This window comes from Streptosporangium longisporum (assembly GCF_039534895.1).
Classification (GTDB): domain Bacteria; phylum Actinomycetota; class Actinomycetes; order Streptosporangiales; family Streptosporangiaceae; genus Streptosporangium; species Streptosporangium longisporum.
On the sequence record NZ_BAAAWD010000032.1, the window covers coordinates 198,475 to 218,653 of the forward strand.

Annotated in this window: 18 protein-coding genes and 1 pseudogene; 8 read left to right on the forward strand and 11 right to left on the reverse strand. The window is 72.7% G+C overall.

Translation table 11 applies throughout. The annotated features are described in order from the left end of the window. Positions 1–597: 597 nt before the first annotated feature. Both ABD832_RS41655 and folP read left to right on the forward strand, forming a co-directional pair. A complete protein-coding gene (locus ABD832_RS41655; RefSeq protein WP_344908473.1) occupies positions 598–1,467 on the forward strand; it encodes a LysR family transcriptional regulator in 870 nt (289 codons plus the stop codon). A gap of 91 nt (positions 1,468–1,558) precedes the next feature. Beyond that, positions 1,559–2,392 carry a dihydropteroate synthase gene (gene folP, locus ABD832_RS41660; protein WP_344908476.1) on the forward strand — a complete coding sequence of 278 codons (834 nt, stop codon included), beginning with the start codon at positions 1,559–1,561 and terminating at the stop codon, positions 2,390–2,392. Between the two features lie 297 nt (positions 2,393–2,689). Here folP and ABD832_RS41665 read toward each other — a convergent pair whose 3' ends face one another. From ABD832_RS41665 to ABD832_RS41680, 4 genes are all read right to left on the reverse strand, one after another. Then, positions 2,690–4,111 carry a pyridoxal phosphate-dependent decarboxylase family protein gene (locus ABD832_RS41665; RefSeq protein ID WP_344908481.1) on the reverse strand — a complete coding sequence of 474 codons (1,422 nt, stop codon included), beginning with the start codon at positions 4,109–4,111 and terminating at the stop codon, positions 2,690–2,692. Between the two features lie 167 nt (positions 4,112–4,278). Beyond that, the gene (locus tag ABD832_RS41670; protein ID WP_344908484.1) at positions 4,279–4,917 is read right to left on the reverse strand and encodes a TetR/AcrR family transcriptional regulator; all 639 of its coding nucleotides are present in this window, start codon (positions 4,915–4,917) and stop codon (positions 4,279–4,281) included. Between the two features lie 58 nt (positions 4,918–4,975). After that, a complete protein-coding gene (locus tag ABD832_RS41675) occupies positions 4,976–6,436 on the reverse strand; it encodes a sensor histidine kinase (protein ID WP_344908487.1) in 1,461 nt (486 codons plus the stop codon). Beyond that, entirely contained in the window at positions 6,433–7,107 is a 675-nt protein-coding gene (locus ABD832_RS41680; protein ID WP_344908490.1) for a response regulator transcription factor, read from the reverse strand. Before ABD832_RS41680 ends, ABD832_RS41675 begins: the two co-directional genes overlap by 4 nt. A gap of 244 nt (positions 7,108–7,351) precedes the next feature. Between ABD832_RS41680 and ABD832_RS41685 the strand changes: the two genes are divergently transcribed. From ABD832_RS41685 to ABD832_RS41695, 3 genes are all read left to right on the forward strand, one after another. After that, complete coding sequence (locus ABD832_RS41685) at positions 7,352–8,536, forward strand: LolA family protein (RefSeq protein WP_344908493.1); 1,185 nt, start codon at positions 7,352–7,354, stop codon at positions 8,534–8,536. Between the two features lie 250 nt (positions 8,537–8,786). After that, positions 8,787–9,800 (forward strand): ABC transporter ATP-binding protein, encoded by a 1,014-nt coding sequence (locus tag ABD832_RS41690; RefSeq protein WP_344908497.1) that lies wholly within the window; start codon positions 8,787–8,789, stop codon positions 9,798–9,800. Next, positions 9,787–10,821 (forward strand): ABC transporter permease, encoded by a 1,035-nt coding sequence (locus ABD832_RS41695; RefSeq protein ID WP_344908500.1) that lies wholly within the window; start codon positions 9,787–9,789, stop codon positions 10,819–10,821. Before ABD832_RS41690 ends, ABD832_RS41695 begins: the two co-directional genes overlap by 14 nt. 106 nt (positions 10,822–10,927) lie before the next feature. Here ABD832_RS41695 and ABD832_RS41700 read toward each other — a convergent pair whose 3' ends face one another. Genes ABD832_RS41700 through ABD832_RS41715 form a run of 4 tightly spaced genes read right to left on the reverse strand, consistent with a single transcriptional unit; the run spans position 10,928 to position 16,064 of the window. Beyond that, positions 10,928–12,964, reverse strand: a complete 2,037-nt coding sequence (locus tag ABD832_RS41700; RefSeq protein WP_344908503.1) for a beta-galactosidase — start codon at positions 12,962–12,964, stop codon at positions 10,928–10,930. A gap of 46 nt (positions 12,965–13,010) precedes the next feature. Beyond that, positions 13,011–14,372: an ABC transporter substrate-binding protein gene (locus ABD832_RS41705; RefSeq protein WP_344908505.1), complete on the reverse strand. Its 1,362-nt coding sequence runs from the start codon at positions 14,370–14,372 to the stop codon at positions 13,011–13,013. Positions 14,373–14,406: 34 nt separating this feature from the next. Then, positions 14,407–15,243 carry a carbohydrate ABC transporter permease gene (locus ABD832_RS41710; RefSeq protein ID WP_344908507.1) on the reverse strand — a complete coding sequence of 279 codons (837 nt, stop codon included), beginning with the start codon at positions 15,241–15,243 and terminating at the stop codon, positions 14,407–14,409. After that, positions 15,240–16,064, reverse strand: coding sequence for a carbohydrate ABC transporter permease (locus ABD832_RS41715; RefSeq protein WP_344908509.1), 825 nt, complete (start codon positions 16,062–16,064; stop codon positions 15,240–15,242). The genes ABD832_RS41710 and ABD832_RS41715 overlap by 4 nt, the downstream gene beginning before the upstream one ends. A 376-nt stretch (positions 16,065–16,440) precedes the next feature. Here ABD832_RS41715 and ABD832_RS41720 point away from each other — a divergent pair, with 376 nt between their 5' ends. Beyond that, the gene (locus ABD832_RS41720) at positions 16,441–17,520 is read left to right on the forward strand and encodes a LacI family DNA-binding transcriptional regulator (RefSeq protein ID WP_344908512.1); all 1,080 of its coding nucleotides are present in this window, start codon (positions 16,441–16,443) and stop codon (positions 17,518–17,520) included. 66 nt (positions 17,521–17,586) lie between these two features. Here the strand turns inward: ABD832_RS41720 and ABD832_RS41725 are convergent, their stop codons facing one another. Continuing rightward, positions 17,587–17,796 (reverse strand): hypothetical protein, encoded by a 210-nt coding sequence (locus tag ABD832_RS41725; RefSeq protein WP_344908514.1) that lies wholly within the window; start codon positions 17,794–17,796, stop codon positions 17,587–17,589. 168 nt (positions 17,797–17,964) lie between these two features. After that, the gene (locus tag ABD832_RS41730) at positions 17,965–18,114 is read right to left on the reverse strand and encodes a hypothetical protein (protein ID WP_344908517.1); all 150 of its coding nucleotides are present in this window, start codon (positions 18,112–18,114) and stop codon (positions 17,965–17,967) included. 1,027 nt (positions 18,115–19,141) lie between these two features. Here ABD832_RS41730 and ABD832_RS41740 point away from each other — a divergent pair. Both ABD832_RS41740 and ABD832_RS41745 read left to right on the forward strand, forming a co-directional pair. Next, positions 19,142–19,345 carry a hypothetical protein gene (locus ABD832_RS41740; protein ID WP_425582753.1) on the forward strand — a complete coding sequence of 68 codons (204 nt, stop codon included), beginning with the start codon at positions 19,142–19,144 and terminating at the stop codon, positions 19,343–19,345. Between the two features lie 145 nt (positions 19,346–19,490). Continuing rightward, a pseudogene (locus tag ABD832_RS41745) lies at positions 19,491–19,781 on the forward strand (DUF6596 domain-containing protein); the annotation flags it as partial. A gap of 204 nt (positions 19,782–19,985) precedes the next feature. Here the strand turns inward: ABD832_RS41745 and ABD832_RS41750 are convergent. Continuing rightward, the coding region (locus ABD832_RS41750; protein ID WP_344908528.1) for a hypothetical protein at positions 19,986–20,179 on the reverse strand (194 nt) is incomplete at its 5' end.

Sequence of the window (20,179 nt, forward strand, 5' to 3'; positions counted from 1 at the left end):
GGGTCGCTGCGGATGACCCGGACCCCACTGCGGAGGCCCGGGACGGCCCGGCCCCGGCTGCCACGGGGGCGCCTGCGGGGGCGGGGGGGGCGGCGGCCCCCACCCGGGAGGAGGAGGCTGCGGATGCCCCATGGGCCGGGGCGGCGGGGGCGGCTGGGGGTGTCCCCGCGACGGCCCCTGCGGCGGGTGTCCCTGCGGCGGACGTCCAGGGCCCTGCCCCTGTGGCGGTCCTTGCGGCGGATGTCCCTGCGGGTGCCCCTGCCCCGGGAGCGGCCGCGGGTGCGGCGGTGGGGGTGGTTGCCATCCCGCGGGCCCTCCCCGCGGTGGCGACTGGTTCCCCGCGGCACCGGGCGGCGGTGCCGGATAGGGCTCCCCGCGAGGTGGAGGGTGATGACCGTTGCCTGTCACGCTGTCTCCCCGTTGATCCGCGCGTCCGGCATGAAGGACTAGACCGGGCTTTTGCCGAATTTGGGGCGTAAGCATACTGATTTATCATCCGTCACGGATGTCGCTGCATTCGATTACATTCCGAAATCATCCAAGGTGATCTCCGCGATGTACCGGACCGATCCAGTGCCCGTGACCTAGCTTCGAGGCATGAATCTGCAGCAGCTCCGCTATGTGGTCGCGACGGCGGAGCATCGCACCATGACCGACGCGGCCAGGTCGCTGTACATCGCCCAACCCGCTCTCTCCCGTGCGATCAGGGATCTGGAACGAGAGCTCGGGATGACGTTGTTCGCCCGTTCCGGACGTGGCGTGGTCGTCACGGCGCAGGGACGCCGGGTGGTCAAGCTGGCCCGGGAGGCGCTCGACGCCGTCCACGAGATCGAGTCCCTGTCCACGAACGGCCAGACGTCCGAGGCGGAGCTCCGCATCGCCTCGATCCCCAGCCTCGAACCGGGGCTGGCGGGCCGTCTCCTGCCCGCGTACACCGCCGAGCATCCGGGGGTACGCATCCACATCGTCCGCTGTGACGGACGGGACGGCGTGGTCAACGCCATCAGGGACCAGCGGGCCGACATCGGCCTCACGGACCTGCCCGTCCCCACCGATCTGGTCAGCCACCCGCTGGAGCGCCAGGAGATCGTGCTGATCTCCCCGCCCGGCGTGGACCTGCCCGACCCGGTGCCGATGAGGAGACTCAACGGCATGCGGCTGGTGCTGCCGGCTCCCGGCAGTTCCCGGCGCAGGGAGTTCGACGCGCTCTTCGCCAAGCACGGCGTGGCACCCGTGGTGGCGACGCAGCTCGACGAGCGCGGCAACTGGCTGAACACCGTCCGTTCGGGTACGGCCTCGATGCTCTGGTACCGGGGGATGGCCGAGCAGGCCGCCCGTGCCGGGCTGGTGGTCCGCACCCTCGATCCCTCGGTACGCCGGGTGATCGCCCTCGTCCACGCGCGACGGCGGCTGCCCGCTCTCGCCCAGGAGTTCCTGTCCGTGGCCGAAAGTGGGTCGGCCGCGTAGGACCCGAGGCTCGTCCGTTCTCCCCCAGAGGTTCGGCGCAGGTGGGAGCGCCGTCCTCTCCGACACCGGGCCGTATGTAGGCTCGGTCTCGATGACTATCCTGCGCCTGCGTGGCCGTGAGTTCCGGCCCGGCGAGTTCGCGATCATGGCGGTGGTCAACCGCACCCCCGACTCCTTCTTCGACCGGGGAAGGACGTACGGCTTCACGGCCGCCCTGGAGGCGGTGGACGGGGCCGTGGACGCCGGAGCGGACATCGTCGACATCGGCGGCGTGAAGGCGGGACCCGGTGACGAGGTCGACCCCGCCGAGGAGATCCGCCGGGTGTCCGACCTGGTGGACGCGGTCAGAAGACGCCACCCCCGGCTCGTCGTCAGTGTCGACACCTGGCGCGCCGAGGTCGGCGAGGTCGTCGCCCAGGCCGGGGCGGACCTGCTCAACGACACCTGGGGCGGTGTCGACCCGGATCTGGCCGGGGTCGCCGCCCGGCACGGCATCGGCCTGGTCTGCGCGCACGCCGGCCGCGTCGCCCCGCGCACCCGCCCGCACCGCGTCGCCTACGACGACGTGGTCGCCGACATCGTCGGCTACACCGTCGGCCTCGCCGAGCGCGCGGTGGCCGAGGGGGTGGCCAGGGAGTCGATCCTCATCGACCCCGCGCACGACTTCGGCAAGAACACCCGGCACTCCCTGGAGGTCGGCCGCCGCCTGGACGAGATGGTCGCCACCGGCTGGCCGGTGCTCGTCGCGGTCTCCAACAAGGACTTCGTCGGCGAGACCCTCGGCGGCCTGCCGGTGGACGAGCGCCACGCCGGGAGCATGGCCACGCTGGCGGTCTCGGCCTGGCAGGGCGCCCGGGTCTTCCGGGTCCACGACGCCGCCTCGGCCCGCGCCGCGCTGGCCACCGTCACCGCGCTGCGACACTGACACCGCACCGCACCCCACCTGTCCGAGTCCGGCCCGCGCCCGGTCCCGCGAACGGCTCGTGCCCGGTCCCGCGTCCGGCCTGTGCCCGGCTCGTGTCCCGCCCGGCGGTGACCCCGGCGTACGGGAAGGTCGCGGGGGAGTGATCGGGCCACCCGCGGGAGAACGGGTGGCCCGATCGCGAGGCAGGGGTGCCTCGCCCTTCAGGCGGTCTGCGTGCGGCGTCCCCGCGCGTCCCGATATTTACTGAAATATCGTGACTCAGGTCAGTAAATCAGTAAAATGACCATGGACGCCACCTCAGGAGTAGATGACGGACAGGAAGCGGATCAGGATCGCCTCCCGCCGGTCGCCGGGCAGGGCGTCCAGCACCGTGTTGACCACGGCCATCTCCGGCTGCCCGGACCCGCCCGTCAGGTCCACCCCGACCGAGGCCGCCAGCTCGCCGAAGGCGGCGTCGTCCAGCGCGTCCAGGTCCAGGTCCGCGATCAGCTCGACCAACCCCTCGGGAAGCCGTGCCGGTCCGCGCTCGCGGGCCGCGTCGGCGGACTCCGCGATCACCTCCAGCATCGCCTCGACGCCGTGCAGGGTCACCCCGGTCACCGTGACGTGGATGTTGGCCGGGATGCCCGCGTACGACAGCTGCGGTTGCAGGAACCATCCGCGCCGCCTGGCCTCGTCCGAGAGCACGAACACGTCCACCTCGTCGGAGCCGAAGGCGACCAGCGCCGAGTCCGGGTCGCCCAGCACCCGCAGGCCCGGGATCTTGGCGATCCCCTCGCGGAGCGCGCGGGCCGCGGCCAGGGTGTTGCGGCCCAGCTCCAGGTAGCCCTCCCGGCCCAGGGCCTGGAAGGTGGCCCACGCCCCGCCCAGCGGGCCCGCGGACTTCGAGCTCTGCACGGTCGCGTTGATCACCGTGTAGCCGGGCCACGACGCCGAGGCGAAGTAGGCCCTGCGCCGCATCGCCGGGTCGGCGAAGAGCACGACCGAGGCGCCCTTGGGGGCGTAGCCGAACTTGTGCAGGTCGCAGGAGAGTGAGGTCACCCCGGGGACCGACAGGTCGAAGGGCGGCACGTCCGCCCCGGCCTCGCGCAGCCACGGCAGCAGCCACCCGCCCACGCAGGCGTCCACGTGGCACGGCACGCCGCGCGCGGCGGCGAGGGCGGCGATCTCGGCGACCGGGTCGATCACGCCCTGCGGGTAGGACGGCGCCGAGGCCACCACCAGCACGGTGTCGTCGGTGACGGCGGCCTCGACGCCCTCGGCCGAGGCCCGGTACGTCACCGGGTCCACCGCGACGGCGTCCACCACGACCCCGAGGTAGTGCGCGGCCTTGTGGAAGGCCGGGTGCGCGGTCACCGGGACCGCCATCCGGGGACGCCCCGCGGTCGGGCGGGCGTCGCGCGCCGCCTTCACCGCCAGCATGATCGACTCGGTTCCGCCGCTGGTGAAGATGCCCGAGCCCCCGCCGAGCAGGTCGGCGACCGCGCCGACCACCTGCTTCTCCATCTCCACGACGCTGGGGAACGCCGTCGGGTCCAGGGTGTTGACCTCCAGCATCTCGAAGTAGGCGCCGGCGGCGGCCTCGTGCACCTCGGGGCGGCCGGTGTCGTAGACGTACGCGGTCACCTTGCCGCCACGGACCGGCAGGTCGTCCTGCCGCAGGCGGGCGATCTCGGCGAGCAGCTCGGAGGTGCTGCGGCCCTTGTCGGGCAGGCTCATCGGTCTCCTCGGGGGTACGGCCCGCACAGGCCGGTGGGACACGCGGCCCGCAGGGGACCGCCGGGGGACTGCCAGGATCACACGGATCGCACCGGCCGTGAGCGGGGGAACGCCGCGGATTCCCGGGAAAGGTGAAAAATTCTCTTATATGCGGGAGGGGACGAACGTCAGGGCGGCGAGCCGGGCAGGAGGGCGACCCGGTGCACCATCCGGTGCAGGTAGCCGCGGAACCGCTCCAGCACGACGGGGTCGTCGACGCCCTGCCGGTCGCCCGCCCGGTCCAGCACCCCGCTCTGGCAGAAACCGTGCACGCACCAGACCACCGACCAGAAGGTGTACTTCATGTCCGTGGGCGCCCCGACGTGCCCGGCGTCGACCGCGGGGGTGAGCACGTTGGAGATGAACGTGATCTGCGGCCGGATGTAGCGGCGCTCCAGCTCGGTGACGTCGCTGGCGTCCGAGAGCCACCGGTGCATCCACAGGGAGGGGAACTCCGGGTGGGCCAGGCAGAAGTCCAGGTACTGGTCGACGATCCGGTGCACGGTCACCGCGGTCTGCTCGGGGGTCTCGACGGAGGCGCCCTCCAGCGCCTTCTCCAGGAACCCCCGCTCGGCCCGGTACTCCCGCTCCATGATCTCCAGGTAGAGCTCCCGCTTGCCGCCGAACTCCTCGCCCAGCGCCTCGGGGTCCAGCCCGGCGGCCTCGGCGATCTGGGCCGCAGACGTGCTGTCGTACCCCAGTGCGGCGAACAGCCTGGTCGCCACCTGCAGGATCAGCTCTCGGCGGCCACCGTCACCGGACGTCATGCATGCGACGCTAGATCCCCCGCCGGTACCGGCCAAGCAGGTCATCGACAAGCCTCGGTCAAGATAGGGGAAGCCGTACGACCGCCCGCAGACCCGGCGCGGCGTCCTCCAGATGGACCGCGCCGCCGTGCGCGTGCACGGTCTCGCGCACGATCGCCAGGCCCAGCCCGGCCCCGCCCTCGTCGCGGCTGCGCGCGCTGTCCAGCCGGGTGAAGCGGTCGAAGACCCGCTCCCGGTCGGGCTCGGGGATGCCCGGCCCGTCGTCGGTGACGGTCAGCACCGCGTCGGCCCCCTCGGCGCGCAGCTCGACCCGCACCGGGGCACAGGTGTGCCGCAGCGCGTTGTCGACCAGGTTGACCAGCACCCGCCCCAGGTCCAGCGCGTCCCCGGCGACCGTGACCGGCCCGTCGGGAACCTTCACCGTGACGCCTCCGCCGTAGCGTTCGACGGCCTGGGGGACCAGCCGGTCCAGCTCCACCGGCTCCCTGCGCGCCGGCCTGCCGCCCCGCTCGTCCAGCCGGGCCAGCGCGAGCAGGTCCTCGGCCAGCCGGGACAGGCGCATGGTGTCCTCCAGCACGCCCTCGGCCGTCTCCTGCCAGTCCTGCCCCCCGGGGTGGCCCAGCGCCACCTCCAGCTGCAGCCGGATGCTCGCCAGCGGGCTGCGCAGCTCGTGCGCGGCGTCCGAGACCAGGGCCCGCTGCCGGGAGTCGGCCTTCTCCAGGCGGGCCAGCATCGCGTTGAGCGTGGTGGCCAGGCTGTGCACCTCGTCGCGCGCCTCGGGCACCGGCAGGCGGCGCGACCGGGCGGTGTCGGTGATCTCCTCCGCGCCCCGGCGCAGCGCCGCGATCGGCCGCAGCGTCCTGCCGATGATCATCCAGCTGGCCCCGGCGAGCAGCACCAGCAGCAGCGGGGTGCCGATCAGCAGCACGTGCCCGGCGGTGGCCAGGCTGGTCTGCACCTCGCTGAAGGGCCGGGCCGCGACCACCGTCCGGCCGTGGTCGGCGCTGAGCACCCGGACCCGCAGCAGGTGCGGGATTCCGTACGGCTTGCCGTCCAGGAAGCGCGCCCGGCCCGCGCCGATCACCGCGGCCCGCGCCGGCCCGTCCAGCAGGGGGACCAGCCGGTCGGTGCCGGGGGTGGCGTGGGTGATCCGTCCCGTGGCGTCGAGCACCTGCAGGAGCGTGCCGTCCGGCGAGGTCATCTGGTCGGGCAGCCGCCCGGCGTCGGCCAGCGAGACCGTGTCCCGGGCCCGCTGGTAGATCGACTCGTCGATGGTGGTGATCAGCGCGTTGCCGAGCACACCGATCATCACGTACGCCGAGACCGCCAGCGCGACCGCGAGCACGGCCGAGGCGGCGGCCGTCAGCCGGAAGCGCAGGCTCCTGCGCCGCCACAGCCCGGCCGCGCGGCCCCCCGGCTGCGCGCCCGTGCCACCGGGCCCGGCCGCCGGGCTTGGCACCCCCGCCCGGCCGCGCAACCCGGTGTCCGGCCCCGTTCCCGGTTCGGTCACCGCGCTCATCCGCCGTCGCCGGCCAGCCGGTACCCGGCGCCTCGCACCGTCTGCAGCGCGTTCCTGGAGAACGGCACGTCGATCTTGCGCCGCAGGTAGCCGACGTAGACCTCGACCACGTTGGGATCGGTGTCGAAGGTGTCCCAGACGTGCTCCAGGATCTCCGTCTTGGACACCACCTCGTCGTGGTGGCGGATCAGGAACTCCAGCAGCGCGAACTCCCGGGGCGTCAGCTCCACCGGGGTCTCCCCCCGGGTGACGCGCCGCCGCGCCGGGTCCAGTGCCAGGTCCCCGGCCCGCAGCACGGCCGGGCGCCGGTTCGCTCCGCGCCGCAGCAGCGCCCTCAGCCTGGCCACCAGCACCACGTAGGAGAACGGCTTGGTCAGGTAGTCGTCGGCCCCCAGGTCCAGGCCGTCGGCCATGTCGTACTCGCCGTCCTTGGCCGAGAGCATCAGCACCGGCACCCAGTTCTCCTCCGCCCTCAGCTGCTTGCAGACGTTGTAGCCGGAGATCTTCGGCAGCATGATGTCCAGCACGACCACGTCGTACTCGCCGTGCCTGGCCTGGTGCAGCCCGTCCTCGCCGTCGTGCGCGAGGTCGACCGCGAACCCCTCGGCCTGCAGCCCGCGCTGCAGGGCCGCCGCCATCCGCCGTTCGTCCTCCACGACGAGAATGCGCATCCCTCTCCCTCCGTCACCGAACGTCACCCGGACATCACGCGGACGTCACGCGGACGCCGCCCGGCCGTCACCCGGAACGGCCCATCCTCGGCCATCCGCGCTGAGAGGCGGCTGAGAATCCTGTGAGCCCTCTCAGTCTGTCTCAGCGTCAGCACAGCGACGTTCACGCAAGCTGCTTTCGATGGGGATCGACGGCATACCGTGGAGGAATGAGATGTCCGAGCAAGGAAGACGGGGCCGCGCGATGAGATGGGGCGTGCCGGTCGTCGCGATCGCGGCGGTGGCCGGGGCCATCGGGGCGGGCCCGGTCATCGCCGCCGTCCAGGGGGATCCCGTGCTGCCCGAGCGCACCGCCGAGCAGCTGCTCGCGAGCGCCGTGCAGGCCGGTAAGGCCGAGCCGAGGCCGATGTCGGGCACGGTCATGCAGACCGCCTCGCTCGGGTTGCCGGGACTTCCCGACGTGACGGGCATGAGTGGCACCTCGCCCGCCGCCCTGCTCGCGGGCTCGCACGAGCTGAAGGTCTGGTACGGCGGCGCCGACAAGGTCCGCCTCGCCATGCCGGGCCGGATGAGCGAGACCGACCTGATCGTCAACGGCGACCAGGTCTGGCTCTGGCAGAGCGACGTGAACAAGGCCACCCGTGTCACGACCGACGGCGCCGAGAAGGCCGGTGAGCACGGGCCCGCCAAGCGGGCCCAGGAGGCGCTGCCGGCGACCACGCCCCAGCAGCTCGCCCGGACGCTGCTGGAGCAGGTCGGCCGGGACACCGTGGTCGGCGTGAGCAGCACCGAGAAGGTGGCCGACCGCGCCGCCTACCAGCTCGCGTTCGCACCCAAGGACCCCTCCTCCCTGATCAGGGAGGTCAAGCTGGCCCTGGACGGGGAGACGCTGGTCCCGCTGCGGGTCCAGGTGTACGCCAAGAGCGCGGCCGAGCCCGCCTTCGAGGTGGGGTTCACCTCCGTCACGTTCTCTCCGCCGGCCGCGGAGAACTTCACCTTCACCCCGCCCGCCGGGGCCAAGGTCGACGAGACCTCGTTCGGCGAGCTCACCGAGAAGGGCAGGGCCGGCAGGGACGGGTTCGAGGACCACGAGAGGCTCGGGAAGAAGGTCAAGGTCGTCGGCGGCGGCTGGACCACGGTCGCGGTGCTGCCCGTGCCCGACGACCTCAGGGCCGTGGTGAAGCCGGGACAGGACGCCCCGGCCGAGGACGCGGGAGAACCGGACGTCCTGGGGCACGGCGCTCCCCGGCAGGACGCCAGCGCGATCGCCGACGCCCTGCGCAAGTCGGCCACGCCGATCAGCGGGCCGTGGGGCAGCGGCCAGGTCGTCCGGACCAAGCTGGCCTCCGTGCTGCTGACCGACGACGGCCGTCTGCTGGTCGGCGCCGTCACGCCGGAGAAGCTCGCCGAGGCGGCCGGGCAGAAGTGAGCCCGCCCCGGGGAGGGACACCGGCCGGTGTCCCTCCCCGGAGCCGGGGTCCTGCCCCGCCGGGACGACCGACGGGCACGACGAGCGATGGGGGAGAAGTGCCGATCACGCAGAACGCCGGGACCGGCCCGGTCCGGGACGACGACCCGGTGAGGCCACGGCCGCGCACGGGAGCGCGGACGGGCCCGGGAACGGTCGTGCGCACGGACATCCGGACGGGCATCCGGACGGACACGGGAACGGGGGCGCCGTGACCGCCGTGACGGACGCGCCGGGCGCGAGGGACGCCGAGAGGGCCAGGGACGCCGCCGTGCCGGGCCCGGACGACGGCGAGGGGTTCTCCATCGTCACCGCCGGGCTGACCAAGCGGTTCAGGAGCGGCCAGGTCGCGGTGGACTCCCTCGACCTCGCCGTGCCCACCGGATCGGTCTTCGGTTTCCTGGGCCCCAACGGCTCGGGCAAGACCACCACCATCCGCATGCTGCTCGGCCTGGTGACGCCGACGGCCGGAAGCTGGCGGCTGCTGGGCACGCCGATGCCCGGCGGGATGAACGGCGTGCTGCCCAGGGTGGGGGCGCTGGTCGAGGGGCCGGCCTTCTACCCCTACCTGTCGGGCGAGGCCAACCTGCGCCGCTACGACGCCGCCGACCCCTCGGCCGACCCGCGTACCGTTGCGGCCAGGATCGGGCTCGCGCTGGAGCGGGTGGGCCTGGCCTCCGCGGCCGGGAAGCGCTATCGGGCGTACTCGCTCGGCATGCGCCAGCGGCTGGCCATCGCCGCCGCGCTGCTCGGGCCGAGGGAGCTGCTCGTCCTCGACGAGCCGACCAACGGCCTGGACCCGCAGGGCACCCGGGAGGTACGGGCCCTGGTCAGGGAGATCGCCGCCGAGGGGACGACCGTGTTCGTCTCCTCCCACCTGCTGGCCGAGGTGGAGCAGGTCTGCTCCCACGCCGCGATCATGCGGGCGGGACGGCTGATCGTCCAGGGGACCATCACCGAGCTGCTGGGCGGGGAGGCGATGCGGATCCGGGTACGGACCCCCGACACCGTCCGGGCGGCGGCCGTGCTGGCCGCGCTCGGGCTGACGGAGGTCCGCTCCGACGACGAGGAGGTCGGCGCGGTGCTGGGGACCGCCGCGCCCGAACGGGTGTGCGCCGCCCTGGTCGCCGACGGCGTCGCCGTACGCGGCCTGGTCGTCCAGCGGCCCAGCCTGGAGGACGTGTTCGTGGGCCTGACCGGGGAGGGATTCGATGTCGACGGTTGACGCGGGCCAGGCGGTGCCCGGCACGGAGGCGGAGCCGGCAGGAGAAACGGAACCGCGACCGGCGCCGCGACCCGTCCCGGAGGCGGCCTCGGAACCGGCACCGGGACGGACGCGGGAACCGGCACCGGGAACGACGGCGGGCTCGGTGACGGGCCGGGTGCCGGCCTCGGCGGGGGTGGGCACCGCCAGGGCGGTGGGCGCCCCCCGGGCGTGGCTGCGGCTGCTCGGCTCCGAGCTCGGCCTGATCTTCCGGCGGCCGAGGAACCTCGCCATGCTCGCGGTGCTCGCCGCGATCCCGGTGCTGTTCGGGGTGGCGCTGCGGACGTTCGGCGGTCCCGGCGAGGGCGAGGGGCCGGGGATCTTCGGGCAGGTCACCGGGAACGGGATGTTCCTCGCCTTCGCCTCGCTCTTCCTGCTGGTGCAGCTGCTCCTGCCGGTCGTCGTCGCGATCGTCGCCGGCGACGCGATCGCCGGGGAGGCGGGCATCGGCACGCTGCGCTACCTGCTCACCGCGCCCGCGGGCCGGAGCAGGCTGCTGGCCGTCAAGTACACCGGCGTGGCCGTCTTCTGCCTGGCCGCGGTCGGCGTGGTGGCGCTGGCCGCCCTGCTCAGCGGCCTGGTGCTGTTCCCGGTGGGGCCGATCACGCTGCTGTCGGGAGGGACGATCCCCTTCCTGGACGGCCTGCTGCGGATCGGCGTCGTCGTGCTGTACGTCGCCGCGGGCATGGCGGCCCTGGCCGCCGTGGCGCTGGCGCTGTCGACCCTGACCGAGGTCTCCATCGGGGCCATCGCCGGGACCGTGGTCATCGTGATCGTGGCCCAGGTGCTGGGGAGCCTCCCGCAGCTCGCCGTGATCCGGCCGTACCTGCTCACCGACTGGTGGGACGGCTTCGACGCGGTGCTGCGCGACCCGGTGGCCACCGGCGACCTCGGGCGGGGACTGCTGGTCTTCGCCGTCTACGCGGTCGTGTTCGGCTCCGTCGCCTGGGCCCGCTTCACCGGCAAGGACATCACCGCCTGACCCCGCCCATGACGCGGCCCCCGCGGCCCCCGGCCGGCGCGCCGCCCGCCGGGGTGACGGTCGTCGCACCGGAACGCGGCCCGGGGGCCCTCCCGCGTGGATCGCGTCACGGGCGGGGGACGCGCAGCACCACCAGGTCGGTCGCGGGCACCTCGATCCAGCCGTCCGGGGCGTGCTCGGTGCCGGTGAGCAGGTCGGTGCCGCCCGCGCGCAGCCACCCCGGGGCGGCGGAGTGGTTGAGGGCGAACAGGTAGTCGGATGCGGGGCCGCGGCGCCGTACCACCTCCAGGCCCGGGGTGGTCTCGGCCACCGGGCCCGCGCCGGCCTCGGCCAGGACGCGGGCGAGCAGCGCGTCGACGGCCCCCGGGTCGAGCCGGGTGGCGACGTACCAGGCCCGGCCCGCGCCGTGGGAGTTGACCGTGACCGCAGGGACACCGGCGAGCGGGCCGTCGGCGTAGCGGGCCACGGCCGTGGCGGTCGAGGTCTCCAGGAGCTCGGTCCACTCGGTGGCCGTCCACGCGGGCCCGGCGGCCTCGGTGTGCACGGTGACCGTGGCGCCGGGCAGCAGCGGGAAGAACTCCTCCGTCCGCACGCCCAGCAGGTCGCGGAAGGCGCCGGGGTAGCCGCCGAGCCGGACGTGGTCGTTCTCGTCGACGATCCCGGAGAAGTACGTCGTCAGCAGGTGGCCGCCCGCCTCGACGTGGCCGGCCAGGCGGCGGTTGGTCTCGTCGGTGGTCAGGTGCAGGGTGGGGGCCAGCACCAGGCGGTAGCCGTCCAGGGCGGTGCCGGGCGGGACCACGTCGACGGACACCCCCGCCCGCCACAGGGCCTCGTACCAGCCCAGGGCGAGCTCGCGGTAGCGGATCCGGTCGCTGGGGTGGGAGTCCAGCTCGGCCGCCCACCACGCCTCCCAGTCGAAGACCATGGCCACCTCGCTGACCACCCGGGAACCGGCGATCTCGGCGAGCGCCCCCAGGTCGCGGCCGAGCCCCACCACCTCGCGCCAGATCTTGGACCGGGTGCCGGCGTGCGGGACCATGCCCGAGTGGTACTTCTCCGCGCCCGCGCGGGAGGCCCGCCACTGGAAGAAGCAGGCGCCGTCCGCGCCGCGCGCCACGTGCGCCAGACTGCCCAGCCGCATCGCCCCGGCCGGCCTGGCGACGTTCACCGGCTGCCAGTTCACCGCGCCGGTCGCGTGCTCCATCAGCAGCCACGGCGCGCCGCCCGCCACGCCCCGGGTCAGGTCGGCCGAGAAGGCCAGCTCGATCTCGGGCCGCTCCCTGGCCCTGACGGGGTAGTGGTCGTTGGAGACCAGGTCCACCTCGCCCGCCCACGAGGCGTAGTCCATGTTCCTGCTCTCACCCATGATCATGAAGTTGGTGGTCACCGGGACGTCCGGGGTGACGCGGCGCAGCACGTCGCGCTCGGCGCGGAGCTGGTCGCGCAGCGCGTCCGAGCAGAACCGGGCGAAGTCGAGCTGCTGGGTCGGGTTGACGTAGGAGGCGGCCAGCCGCGGGGGCAGGATCTCCTCCCAGTCGGAGTAGACCTGGCTCCAGAAGTCGGTGCTCCAGGCCGCGTTGAGACCGTCCAGGGTCGTGTGCCGCTCGCGCAGCCAGACCCGGAACGCGGCCGCGGAGACGTCGCAGTGGCAGCGGGCGTTGTGGCAGCCCAGCTCGTTGGAGACGTGCCACAGGGCCAGGGCGGGATGGCCCCCGTAGCGGACGGCCATCTCCTCGGTCAGCCGCAGCGCGTGCTCGCGGTAGACCGGGGAGCTGGGGCACCAGGCCTGGCGCCCGCCGTGGTGCAGGCGCCGGCCCTCGTGGTCCACCGGGAGGATCTCCGGGTGGGCGTGGGTCAGCCACGGCGGGGGAGAGGCGGTGGCGGTCGCCAGGTCGACGGCGACACCGCCCTCGTGGAGCAGGTCCAGGACCCGGTCCAGCCAGCCGAAGTTCCAGCGGTCCGGTGCGGGCTGGAGCCGGGCCCAGGAGAAGATCCCCACGCTGACCATGTTGACCCCGGCCTCGCGCATCAGCCGGACGTCCTCGTGCCAGACCTCCTCGGGCCACTGCTCGGGGTTGTAGTCGGCGCCGTAGGCCAGGCCGGTGGGCCTGGGCCAGCGGATCCAGCGCTGCGGCATGTCCATCCTTCTGATGATATTTCCGATGAAGGGCGGGGGTGCGGGGACGGGGTCAGGAGCCGGAGACCGTGAAGCCCTGCTGCCGGGCGTAACCGGCGATCTGCTGCTGCCACGCGGTCAGGGCCGCGCCCAGGTCGGTGCCGGAGGCGATCGCCTGGCCCACGGTGTCCTTGAAGACGCTGTTGGCGTAGACCTGGAACGGCAGGTACTGCCAGCCCTTGCCCACCTGCGCGGCCCCCTCGGCGAACACCCTGTTGGCCTGCTGGTCGCCCAGCACCGGGATCTTCGCGTCGAGGAACTCGGGACTCTCCAGCAGCTCCCTGGTCGCGGGGAACAGGCCCGAGGCGGTGTTCAGCGACCTGATCGCCTCGGGGTCGGTGTTCAGCCAGCGGGCGAAGCCCACGGCCGCGAGCGGCTTCTTGCTCTGCGCGAGCACGGACACGCCCGAGCCGCCGTTCTCGGCGTTGGCGGGTGCGGAGGCGTCCCAGGCGGGCATGGGCGCGGCGCGCCACTTGCCCTTGGACTGCGGGATCGTGCTCTCGATGGCGCCGGGTGCCCAGGCGCCCGCCAGCCACATCGCGTACTTGCCGCTCGACATGTCCTTCCACCACGCGTCGTTCCAGCCCGCCACCGGGTCGACGAGCTTGTCCCTGGTCAGCCTCGACCACATCTCGGCCCAGCGCCTGCCGCCCTCGTCCAGGAAGCCGATCCGGGTGGTGGTGGCGTTCTCGATGGCGAACGGCCGCCCGCCCGCCTGCCAGATCAGGCTGTCGACGCCGCCCGCGTCACTGGGGTCGAGGCTGGTGACGAAGTTGCCCGGGTCGTCCTTCTTGATCTTCTCGGCGACCGTGACGAACTCGTCCCAGGTCTTCGGCGGCTCCAGCTTCAGCCGCTCGAAGACGTCGGTGCGGTAGAACATCGCCATCGGGCCGGTGTCCTGCGGGACCGCGTAGACGCCGCCGTTGACGTTGACCTGGTCCCAGGCCGAGGGGCTGAACCTCTCCTTGATCTCGGCCGCGCCGTAGGCGTTGAGGTCGACCACGGCCTTGGAGAGCGCGAACTGCGGCAGCGCGAAGTACTCCAGCTGCGCCACGTCCGGTGCCCCGCTGCCGGCCTTCACCGCGGACTGGAGCTTGGTGTAGTGGGCGGCGCCCTGTCCGGCGTTGACCAGGTCGATCTTGACCTTGGGGTACTTCTTCTGGAACAGCGCCACCGTCTTGTCGATGTTGGGCACCCACGACCAGAACGTCAGCGTGGTGTCGGTCTGCAGGGCCTTGTCGATGTCGGCGGCCCCGGCGCTCGCCCCGGCGGCCGGCGCGCCGGAGGGGGGAACGGGTGAGCCGCCGCAGGCGGCCAGTGTGAGCAGGGAAAGGCAGAGCGCGGCGGCCGAGGCCGCCCGCGTGGCAGGACGCATGATGAGAAACCTCCGGGGACGGTGGTGGGGGGTGCTACTTGACGGCACCGGCCGACAGGCCGGACTGCCAGTAGCGCTGGAGGAGGAGGAAGGACACGACGAGCGGGACGATCGCGACGAGCGACCCGGTGAGCACCAGGTTGTAGACGGCCTGGCCGCCCGCGGCGCTGCCCGCCTGGCTGTTCCACTGGTTCAGCCCGACGGTCAGCGGGTACCACGCCGGATCGCTCAGCACGATCAGCGGCAGGAAGTAGTTGTTCCAGGTGGCGACCAGGGTGAACAGCAGCACGGTCACCAGGCCCGGCCGCAGCAGGCGCAGCGAGATGGACAGGAAGATGCGCAGCTCCCCGGCCCCGTCCAGCCGGGCCGCCTCCATCATCGAGGTCGGCACCGCGTCGGCGGCGTAGACGCGCATCAGGTAGAGCCCGAACGGGCTGGCCAGCGCCGGGATCAGCACCGCCCACGGCGTGTTCACCAGGCCGAGCCGGGTGAACAGCAGGAACGTCGGCACGGCGAGCGCGGTGGTGGGCACCGTGATCGCGCCCAGCACGACCGCGAACAGCACCCGCGAGCCGGGGAAGTCGTACTTGGCCAGGGCGTAGCCGCCCAGGGCCGCGATCACGGTGGCGCCGCCCGCCCCGGCGACCGCGTAGAGCACGGTGTTGAGGAACCAGCGGCCGTAGACGCCGTCCTGGTAGGTGAAGACCTGGCGGACGTTGTCGACGAGGGCGAAGTCGTCGGCGAACCACAGGCCGAAGCTGTCGAACAGCCCGGCGTTGGTCTTGGTCGCGCTGAAGAACAGCCAGACCAGCGGGAGCAGGCAGTACAGCAGCATGGCCAGCATCGGGACCGTGAGCACGGCGCGCTTCACGACAGGCGCTCCCTTCGGGCGGTGACCAGCTGCACGGCGTAGGCCACCACGATGGTCACGCCGCCGAGCACCACGGCGACCGCGGCGGAGTAGTTGTACTGCTGGCCGTTGAAGGCGAGGTTGTAGGCGTACATGTTGGGCGTGTAGTAGGTGGTGATCTCCGCGGGGGCCAGCGTGGTCAGCACGTTCGGCTCGTTGAAGAGCTGGAAGCTGCCGATGATGGAGAAGATCGCGGCGAGCAGCAGGGCCGGGCGCAGCGCGGGCAGCTTGATGCTGACGGCCTTGCGGATCTCGCCGGCGCCGTCGATCGCCGCCGCCTCGTACAGCTCGCCGGGGACCGCCCGCAGCGCGGCGTAGAGGATCAGCACGTTGTAGCCGGTCCACTCCCAGGTGACGATGTTGCCGATCGAGGCCAGGATCCACGAGCCGGACAGCGCCTGGCCGCCCAGCAGGCCGAACTCGTCGCCGTAGAGGTAGCCCCACATCAAGGCGGCGACCACGCTCGGGACCGCGTACGGCACGAAGACGCCGAGGCGGTAGGCGCCGGCGAAGCGGAGCCACCCGCTGTCCAGGACGAGCGCCACCAGGAGGGCGAGCGCGAGCATGACCGGGACCTGCACCGCCAGGAAGAGCCCCACCCGCAGCAGGCCGGTGTGGAACAGCCGGTCCTGGAAGGCGGCGGCGTAGTTCGCCAGGCCGACGAAGACGTTGCCGCCGACCAGCCGGTCCTGGAAGAGGCTCAGGTAGAGCGCGTAGGCCAGGGGCGTCACGATCGCGAACAGGAAGACGACGCAGAACGGGGCGGCGAAGGCCCAGCCCACCCAGGGCCGCCGTGCCGAGCCGGTGCGCGGGCGCGTCCGGGACCTCGCGGAGCTCGGGGACCTCGGGGATCCCGGGGACCTCGGGGGAGTGGGGGAGGCCGGGGATGCGGGGGGTCGTGCCACCCTTGCGCCGACGGGCGTGTCTGTCATATGACGTCTGCCCTCCTTGTCCATGTTAGCGCTGCCATGGCCGCACGGCATGAGCATCACAGCGCGCCCTCGACGGCGTCAATAGATTGCCGACGTGAGCAGGAAACATTTCCGTAACGTGCGCTCTCCGCCTCTGAACTGCGGGGCGCTATGGTGTTAGCGCTGCCATGAGGGGATCGGGAGCCGCGGCGACGTGGCACCATTTCTGCGGGAGAGGGGAGATCGGGTGACGGCGGTCGACGACGGATCACGGGCCGGCAGGGGACGCGGCCACGGCGCTCCGTCCATGGCGGACGTGGCCCGGCTGGCCGGCGTGTCGCCCCAGACGGTCTCCCGGGTGGCCAACAACCGCACCAACGTCGAGGACGCCACCCGGGAACGGGTGCTGAGCGCGATGCGGGCACTGGGGTACCAGCCCAACAGCGCGGCCCGCGCGCTGGCCACCGGCAGGTTCGGCACCATCGGGGTGATCAGCTTCACGCTCAGCCGGTACGGGAACGTGCGCACCCTGGACGGCATCGCCACCGCGGCCCGCGCGGCCGGTTTCTCCATCAACCTCGTCGGCATCACGGCCCCGACCCACCAGGAGTTCCGGGACGCCTTCACCAGGCTCAGCACCCAGGCGGTCGACGGAGTGGTGATCATCGAGTCCGAGGTGCTCGACATGCGGACGCTGCGCCTGCCGCCCGGCGTCCCCGTCGTGCTCTCCGACGGCTACGGCGGCCACAGCTATCCCGTGGTCGACTCCGACCAGGCGGCCGGCGCGCGCCTGGCCACCGAGCACCTGCTCGACCTCGGCCACCCGACCGTCTGGCACGTGGCCGGGCCGCAGGACTCCAACTCCGCCCGGCACCGCCACGCCTCCTGGCGGCGGACCCTGGAACGGGCCGGGCGGCAGGTCCCCCGGGTGCTCTTCGGCGACTGGACCGCGGGGTCGGGCCACCTGATCGGCGGTTACCTGGCCGGACGCCCCGAGGTGAGCGCCGTCTTCGCCGCCAACGACCAGATGGCCCTGGGCGTGATCCGCGCGCTGCACGAGGCGGGCCGCGCGGTCCCCGGCGACGTCAGCGTGGTCGGCTTCGACGACATGCCGGAGTCGGCCTACTTCTGGCCGGGCCTCACCTCGATCCGGCAGGACTTCGACCGCAACGGCCAGCTCTGCGTGGACATCCTGCTGGAGCAGATCCGCACCCGCGCCGAGGCCCCGGGCGAGACCCACCTGGTGCCGGTGGAGCTGGTCGTGCGCGGCAGCTCCGGCCCCTGGCACGGCCGCCCCGGCCGGGGAACGCTTCCCGAGTCCTCATGAGCCCCCGTGAGCTCCCGTGATTGAGGACGGCGGGGACTCAGGGGGACCCATGGGGGGTCGGGAGGGTCAGGAGGTCTTCGCCGGGTCGACCTTGAAGATCTCGGCGACGTCGTCCAGCAGGGCGTGCGCGCCCTGCATGCCGACGGCGCTCATCCAGACGGTGTCGTCGACGTCGTGCCGGGTCCCCTTGAGCTTGCCCCAGAGCGGGTTGGACTCGAACTTCTCCTTGACCGCCCCGACCGCCGGGTCGGGATAGGCCGCCCCACGACGCCGCACGGTGACCCGTAGCGCTCTTGATGTAGCGCAGACCCCAGTGATCTGCGTGATCGGGTTGTACCGCCAGTCCCCGCCGCTGCCGCCCATCTTCGAGCCGGGCAGCGCCTGCGGGATGCCGTAGGCCCGAGGAGCGGTTGTAGGCGCGGTGGTTCCAGTTGCTCTCCCTGGTCACAGGCTGTCCAGCAGCGGAACTGCCTGTGCTGCCACGCCCCCGGGAGACGAGCGGTAGGCGATCGTCTTGTTCCTGCTCTTGGCGGTCCTGGCGACCGCCTTCATCGTGGGCTTCACCTGGGTCATCCAGGTGAAGCGGTGCACCATCCGCGCCGTCCCTTTCTGGACGACTCGGTGGCGCTTCTCGGCTCGTTCCCGCCGTCGACGGACCGACCATCGCCGAGGCGGCGAGAACGGTGACGACGGTAGCCGCGTAGGACAGCGAGTGGCTGCTGTTCACGATGTTTCCTGTCCTCGGCCGCGTGCGGGGGCGGGCGAGAGGCATCGACGCCTCGCCCGCCTGACGATTCCGGCGCCCGTGGCTCGGACGGGGAACGCCCGCGCGGTCTCGCCGGCCTGTTTCCGGCATGAGACGCCGCGGCGTGTCTCTCTAGGCGGCTTCTAGTACGCCGGAGAGCGCCGGGCGGCGGTTGGGACACGCGAAGAAAGGTGTTTGCCCGATCTTCGGGATCTACGGGTGATTCAGCGAGAGGTCGATGACGACCGGCGAATCCCCATGCCCGGAGACGGCATGAAATCAGCCCACCATGGGGTTTTCGGAGTGCTCGCTCCTGATCTAGTACAACCCCGCGACAGCGAGTGCGACCACGCCCGGCACGGTGAGCGTAGCGCTGCTTGATGTAGCCGAGCCCCCACTTGATCTGCGTCCTGGGGTTGGTGCGCCAGTCGCGTCCCGCGCTGGCCATCTTCCCGCCGGCAGCGCCTGCGGGATGCCGTACGCGCCCGAGAGCGGTTTGCGGGCGCGGTGGTTCCAGTTGCTCTCCTTGGTACAGAGCCTGCTGAGGCAGTCGAACTGAGTGCTGTTTCAGCCGTGAGCGACACCATCGGCCTGGCGACCGCCCGGTTGCCCGTACTCGCCGCCTGATCGACCTGCGAGACCAGGGAGCGCGCGTTCGAACTGGCCGCCCTGATCCCCGACGCCAAGGTCGAGGGGATGGCATCGAGGTGCGGCGTCATGTTCTCCGCGGGGCGGCTGGACGTGTGACGGCCGCGAACACGCGACCGAGGACCTGCTGCGCGAGCTGGCGCCGCAGGTCCCTGGGCGTGCTCGTGCGCCGCCACGTGCCGGTTCGAGGAGTGCGAGGACGCCGTGCAGGAGGCCGTCCTGGCCGCAGTGGTCCAGTGGCCCGCCGAGGGCGTCCCGGACAACCCTCGCGGCTGGCTGGTCACCATCGCCTCGCGCACGCTGGTCGACCGGCCCGCAGCGACAGCGCCCGCAGGGCCGAGGTCAGGGTCGTCGCGCAGGAGACCGGGCCCGAGGTCCCGGACGTCGACGACACGCTGGCGCTGCTGTTCCTGTGCTGTCACGCGTCGCTGACGCCGGCGTCCCAGACGGCCCTCACCTGCGGCCGTGCCTGACCACCGCCGAGATCGCCCACGCGTTTCCTCGTCCCCGAGGCCACCATGGCCGCCCGCATCAGCCGGGCCAAGCAGCGGTCAGGGCCGCGGGGAGCCGGTTCGCGATGCCGCGCCGCACGAGTGGCAGGAGCGGCTGGACGTCGTGCTGCACGTGCTGTACCTCATCTTCACACGAGGGTACACCGCCACCTCGGCGGCGACCCTGCACCCGCACCGACCTGTCCCACGAGGCCGTCCGCCTGACCCGCACGGTCCACCGTCGCTGCCCGGGACGCGAGGTGGCCGGGCTGCTGGCCCTCATGCTCCTGACGACGCGCGCCGCGCGGCGCGCGTCACTCCCTCGGGGACCTGGTCCCCCTGCCGACCAGGACCGTGCCCTCTGGGACGGGCGACCTGATCGCCGAGGGCGTCTCGCCTCGTCACCGAGGCGATGGGTCCGGCGCGATGAGTCCGGGTGTCGACTCCGCGTCGACCTCGTCACCGGGGCGATGGAGCGCCCCCTCTCGGCCGTACCGGCTGCAGGCGGCCATCGCGGCGACCCACGCGAGCGCGGAGCGGGCCGAGGACACCGACTGGCGGCAGGTCACGTCCTGTACGGATCATCTCGAACGGGTCGCGCCCAACCCGATGGTCACGCTCAACCGGCGATCGCGCTGGCCGAGATCGAGGACCACGAGGCCGGGCTCGGCCTGCTGGCCACCCTCGACGGCGACGACCGGATGGCCGGCCACCACCGCCTGCACGCCGTCCGCGCCCATCTGCTGGAGAAGACGGGCGACCTCGCGTCCGCCCG

Excerpts from the sequence above, each read along its gene's own strand:
- ABD832_RS41695 (WP_344908500.1), top strand. The coding sequence starts at position 9,787 with ATGTCGACGGTTGACGCGGGCCAGGCGGTGCCCGGCACGGAGGCGGAG.
- ABD832_RS41665 (WP_344908481.1), bottom strand. The coding sequence starts at position 4,111 with ATGAGCCTGCCCGACAAGGGCCGCAGCACCTCCGAGCTGCTCGCCGAG.
- ABD832_RS41685 (WP_344908493.1), top strand. The coding sequence starts at position 7,352 with ATGAGATGGGGCGTGCCGGTCGTCGCGATCGCGGCGGTGGCCGGGGCC.
- ABD832_RS41655 (WP_344908473.1), top strand. The coding sequence starts at position 598 with ATGAATCTGCAGCAGCTCCGCTATGTGGTCGCGACGGCGGAGCATCGC.
- ABD832_RS41670 (WP_344908484.1), bottom strand. The coding sequence starts at position 4,917 with ATGACGTCCGGTGACGGTGGCCGCCGAGAGCTGATCCTGCAGGTGGCG.
- ABD832_RS41700 (WP_344908503.1), bottom strand. The coding sequence starts at position 12,964 with ATGGACATGCCGCAGCGCTGGATCCGCTGGCCCAGGCCCACCGGCCTG.
- ABD832_RS41680 (WP_344908490.1), bottom strand. The coding sequence starts at position 7,107 with ATGCGCATTCTCGTCGTGGAGGACGAACGGCGGATGGCGGCGGCCCTG.
- ABD832_RS41675 (WP_344908487.1), bottom strand. The coding sequence starts at position 6,436 with ATGAGCGCGGTGACCGAACCGGGAACGGGGCCGGACACCGGGTTGCGC.
- ABD832_RS41705 (WP_344908505.1), bottom strand. The coding sequence starts at position 14,372 with ATGCGTCCTGCCACGCGGGCGGCCTCGGCCGCCGCGCTCTGCCTTTCC.
- ABD832_RS41730 (WP_344908517.1), bottom strand. The coding sequence starts at position 18,114 with ATGGTGCACCGCTTCACCTGGATGACCCAGGTGAAGCCCACGATGAAG.
- folP (WP_344908476.1), top strand. The coding sequence starts at position 1,559 with ATGACTATCCTGCGCCTGCGTGGCCGTGAGTTCCGGCCCGGCGAGTTC.